The organism is Burkholderia sp. LMG 13014 (assembly GCF_905232215.1).
Classification (GTDB): Bacteria; Pseudomonadota; Gammaproteobacteria; order Burkholderiales; family Burkholderiaceae; genus Burkholderia.
Genome location: NZ_CAJNKE010000571.1, coordinates 1 through 3700, shown reverse-complemented (window position 1 = coordinate 3700; position 3700 = coordinate 1). Strand labels below are relative to the sequence as shown.

At 67.6% G+C, this 3700-nt stretch carries 1 protein-coding gene; it reads right to left on the bottom strand.

Annotated features, from left to right (window positions below; genetic code table 11):
* Positions 1–3700 (bottom strand): MG2 domain-containing protein (locus JYJ84_RS31045; protein WP_240201928.1); only part of this gene is annotated, 3700 nt, incomplete at both ends.

Below are 3700 nucleotides of genomic sequence, written 5' to 3'. Positions count from 1 at the left end.
CATCTGCGCGGTGGCCGTCTCGACGCCGTACGCGCGTCGTCGCAGCATCGCGTCGAGCAGGTCCCAGCTGTTGTTCGGCATCAGTTCGAGCAGTGCCTCGTCGACGGCCGCGACCGCGATCTGCGTGCCGGCCGGCGCGGGCTGGCCGTTCGGCAGCGTGACCTTCACGTGCGCCTGCGCCTTGCTGCGCACCGTGTAGCGCGTCGCATCGGTCGTCACGGTCACGCCGAGGCGGTGCACGCCCGTGCCGACCTTGATCTCGCCGAGGCCATAGCGGAATGCCGGCTTCGACAGGTCGACGAACGCGGTCGGCGCTTCATAGTGACGGCCCTCGCGCCAGAATGCGCGTGCCCATTCGACCGGTGCCTTCCAGCCCCACGTGAAGAACGAGTACCACGGCACTTCGCGAATCCGGCCGCGCAGCGCGAGTACCGACACGTAGACGTTCGGCCCCCACGATTCGCCGACCTTCAGGTCGACCGTCGGGTTCTTGCCGTTCAGCTCGACGATGTGCGTTTCCATCACGCCGCCGCGTTCGACCGCGACCAGCGCGGTCGCGTAGCGGAACGGCATGCGCACCTGGAAGCGGGCGGTTTCGCCGGGTTCGTACGAGGTTTTCTCCGGGATCACGTCGATCCGGTCGGTGTTGTCGCCGCCGAACCAGAGCTCGTCCTCGCGCGTGACCCACACCGACGTCGATGCGTTCGACGTGCGGCCGTCGCCGTCCTTGGCCACCGCGATCAGCTGCACGTTGCCGGCCTGTTCGAGTGTTGCGTCGCAGGCCATGCGGCCCTTGTCGTCGGTCTTGCCCGAGCACAGCACGCCGAGGTCGCGCGTGTCGCTCTTGTTGTCGTACGCATAGAAGCCGCCGACCATCCGCTTGCGCGACGACGTCGTGATGTGCGCGACGCCCTTGATCTCGATCGGCACCGACGCGCGCGGCTTGCCTTGCAGGTCGACCGCCAGGGCCTGCACGGGCACATGCTGGCCGACCGATACCCAGCGGCCCGCCTTGATGCCGGCCACCACCGCGGCCGGCCACAGGATCGTGTCGCCGCGAATCGTTTGCACTTCGCCGTTCGGGTCGGCGAACGTCGCTTCGAGCGCGATGCGCTTCGGTGCATCGACGTCGGGCAGGCCCTTCAGCGTGACCGAGCCCGCACCGTTGCGGTCGAGCGTCAGCGGCAGCTTGTCGGCGATCAGCTTCGTCGCGTCGGGATCGTTGTTCGATGCCGATGCGTTGTCGCCGTCCTGCGAATCGTCGTCGGCATTGCCGTCGCTCTTGTCGGCGCGATACGGCGTGAAGCTGAAATCCTCGAAGCGATCCGCGAACGGCGGCGACGCCCACTTCATCAGCGCCGACACCTGCACCGGCAGGTTCGATGCGCCGCCGCCCGACACGTAGTCGATCTGCACCGCGAGCGGCGCTTCCTTCACGGCGACGAGCGGGCTCTTCTGCGCGTCGCGCGCGCCGATCGATCCTTTCAGCACCGGCAGGCGGAACGCCTCGACGCGGAAGCTGCCGCTGTAATAGGTGGCGGTCGGCGCGTCTTCCGGGCCGCCTTCGAGTTCGACGCTGTATTCGCCGAGCTTCGCGGCGGCCGGCAGCGTGAATTGCGTGTCCGCGCTGTGGTCGGCCGCCCACGTGAGCGGCAGCTTGTAGGTCTGACCGGTGCCGAGATGGCGGATCGTCACGCGCGTCGGGTATTGCGACGGGAACGCGAGGCTTTGCAGCGTTTCGGCACGGATGAAATGCTTCATCGACACGGTTTCGCCCGCGCGCAGCAGCGTGCGGTCGAATACCGTATGCGCGCGCACGGTCCGCGCGCTGTCGGTGTCGGTCGGCACGTTGAAGCGCCACGATTCGATCCCGCGGTTCCAGCCCGAGCTGACGAACGCCATGTCGGGGCCCGTCTTCGGATCGTTCACGCGGGCCGACACGAAGTAGTCGTCGAAGCGTTGCTCCGAATCGGACGAACTGCAGGCGCGCTTCGATTCGAACGCGCCGTCGATCTTCAGCAGGCCCTGCGCGTCGGTCTTGCCTGACGCGATCTCGTCGCCGTTGCAGTCCGACACGCGGATCTGCGCATTCGGCACCGGCTTGCCCTTGTCGAGCGTCGTGACCCACACGAGGTTGTTCTCGCGGCCCTGTTTCAGGTGCACGCCGAGGTTGGTGACGAGCACCGTGGTGCGCACGTACATGCTCGACGGCTTTGCGAGCAGCGAGCGGCCGAGCGCGGGCGACGCGAGTTCGAGCACGTAGAAACCGGGCTTGTCGATCGGCACGCCGACGACTTCGAACGGGCGCAGTGCCTTCGGGTCCGCCTTCGGCAGCGTCAGCGCCTGCACGCCGGGCTGGCCCTTGAGCAGCGTCAGCGAGCGCACGTCGATGCGGCGATCCTTCGGCGCGGGCGCCTTTTCGCCGGCTTCGCGCGGCACGTAAACAGGATGCTGGCCCTTGCGTTCGAGCAGGCCGGGAATCTGGTTGTCGATCGAACCGGCCGTCATCGACCAGTTGTCGAAGCGGTCGACCGTGCGCATCCACTGACGAATCGCGGTGTCGTCGTCGACCTTCAGGTTCGAGAACTGCGCGCCCTGGGTGTTGAGGCCGTCGATATGCAGGTCGGCCTCGACGTTGCGCAGCGTGACGGGCACGAGCGCGGGCGTATCGGGTTCGGCGAAGCGCTCGACGATCCCGAAGGTGCCCGACGAGAACTTCGCGAGCGGCGGCATCGGTGCGGTGCGTGTCGCGAGCGGGAACAGGTCGGCGTTGGACAGCGAGCGGTCGGTCACGTCGCGCAGGCCCGACGGCATTTCGATCGTCAGGGCAGCCTGTTCGGGCAGCGGCGGGTTGAACGTGACGGTGGTGACTTCCTCGCTCTTGTCGTCAGCCGCGAAGGTCGGTGACAGCGAACCGTCAGGGCCGCGCACCTTGATTGCCTCGGCGTTCTTGCGCGAGATCGGCGCGTTGAACGACAGCGTGAGCGGGCGCAGCGGTGTGCAGGGTGCCTTTGCGTTCTCGCGTTCGCACGAGAAGCTCGCGGCGAACGGTGCGCGCACCGTGAAATCGAAGCGCCGTTCCGTTTCGTTCGGGATGCCGCTCGGGCTCGTGACGCCCTTGCCATACACGAGCTGCATCTTCGCGCTCGCCGGCAGTGCCTGCGCGCACGACAGCGTCAGCACGCGCGCGGCATCCTTCTTCAGCCCGAAGTGATCGAGCAGTGCGTTGCGCGCATCGTCGTCGGCGGCCGTGACGGGAATGCGGTTGCCGATGCCGGCCGCTTCGCACCAGATGTTCGCGAGTGCCGAGCGCGGTTCGGCCGGACCGTTCAGCTTCAGCACGAACATCTGCCGTTCCTCGATCTCGCGCGAGCCGGGGCGGACGTTCACCGGGAACGGGCCGCCCGTCTGAAACGTGAAGCGGCGCGGGCCGCTGGCCGCATTGCCGGCGACCGAGCGCAACGTGTCGTTGAGCGCGACCGCGCAGCGCACGCCGGGCGGCAGGTCGTTTTCGAAATCGTAAACCCAGGTCTTGTCGTCGAGCCAGTGACCCTGGCCGCGCGCGGCCGTGGAATCGTTGCAGGTGACGCGCGCGGGATTCGGCGCGGAGGCCGAGCCGAACGCGACCATCGGTTCGTCGAACTTGACGACGGTTTGCCGAACCTCGGTGACGGTGCCTTGCGGCGACACGCTTACCGTG